This is a genomic window from Streptomyces beijiangensis (genome assembly GCF_017315755.1).
In the GTDB taxonomy this organism is placed as follows: Bacteria; Actinomycetota; Actinomycetes; order Streptomycetales; family Streptomycetaceae; genus Streptomyces; species Streptomyces beijiangensis.
Window position 1 is genome coordinate 1 of sequence record NZ_JAFLRJ010000891.1, and the last position, 1,375, is coordinate 1,375.

General features: G+C 72.2%; 1 protein-coding gene. It reads right to left on the minus strand.

Features of this window, described 5'->3' with window-relative positions:
* Window positions 1–34: 34 nt before the first annotated feature.
* Window positions 35–1,375 (minus strand): aldehyde dehydrogenase family protein (locus J0695_RS39705; protein WP_206969700.1); only part of this gene is annotated, 1,341 nt, incomplete at its 5' end.

The following is a 1,375-nucleotide window of genomic DNA, read 5'->3' on the forward strand; positions in this document are numbered from 1 at the left end:
GCTCCGGCCGTTGTGACGTGTACGCGCGTACGTACTAGAGCGCGAGGCCCGTGAAGACCATGACCCGCTCGTAGGTGTAGTCCGCCATCGCGTACGCGACACCCTCGCGGCCCACACCGGACTGCTTGGCGCCGCCGTACGGCATCTGGTCGGCACGGTACGAAGGGACGTCGCCGACGATCACGCCGCCGACCTCCAGCGCGCTGTGGGCGCGGAAGGCCGTCTGCAGGTCATGGGTGAACACCCCTGCCTGGAGGCCGTACTTGGAGTCGTTGACGGCCGCGAAGGCCTCCGCCTCACCGTCGACCTTCTTCACCGAGAGGACCGGTCCGAAGACCTCTTCGCCGGCGAGCGTGGTGTCGGCAGGGAGGTCCGCGAGGACGGTCGGCGCGTACGCCGCACCGTCGCGCTTGCCGCCCGCGAGCAGCTTGGCGCCGGCCTTGACGGCCTCGTCGACCCAGGACTCGACGCGCACGGCCGCGGCCTCGCTGACGAGCGGGCCGACGTCGGTGGCGGCGTCCGACGGGTCGCCGGTGACCTGGGCCTCGACGGCCGCGACGATCTTCGGGACGAGCCGGTCGTAGACGGCGGCGTCCGCGATCACGCGCTGCACGGAGATGCAGGACTGGCCGCCCTGGTAGTTCGAGAAGGTCGCGATACGGGTCGCGGCCCAGTCGAGGTCCTTCTCCGACGCCCAGTCGCCGAGGACGACGGCCGCACCGTTGCCGCCGAGCTCCAGGGTGATGTGCTTGCGCGGGACCGAGTCCATGATCGCGAAGCCGACCGTCTCGGAGCCCGTGAAGGAGATGACCGGCAGGCGCTCGTCCTGGACGAGGGCGGGCATCTTGTCGTTGGCGACCGGAAGGATCGACCAGGAGCCCGCGGGGAGGTCCGTCTCGGCGAGCAGGTCGCCGATGATCAGGCCGGAGAGCGGGGTGGCCGGGGCCGGCTTGAGGATGATCGGGGCGCCGACGGCGATCGCCGGGGCGATCTTGTGGGCGCAGAGGTTGAGCGGGAAGTTGAAGGGCGCGATACCCAGTACCGTGCCGCGCGGGAAGCGGCGGGTCAGGGCGAGCCGGCCCACGCCGCCGGCGTCGGTGTCCAGGCGCTGGGCCTCGCCGCCGTTGTAGCGGCGGGCCTCCTCGGCGGCGAACCGGAACACGGAGACGGCACGGCCGACCTCGCCGCGGGCCCACTTGATGGGCTTGCCGTTCTCGGCGGAGATCAGCTGGGCGATCTCCTCGGTGCGCTCGACGAGGCGGCGCGAGACGTGGTCGAGGGCGGCGGCGCGCACATGCGCGGGGGTCGCGGCGAACTCGTCGCGCACGGCGTGCGCGGCTGCCACGGCCTCCTCGACCTGGGCGTCGGTCGGCAC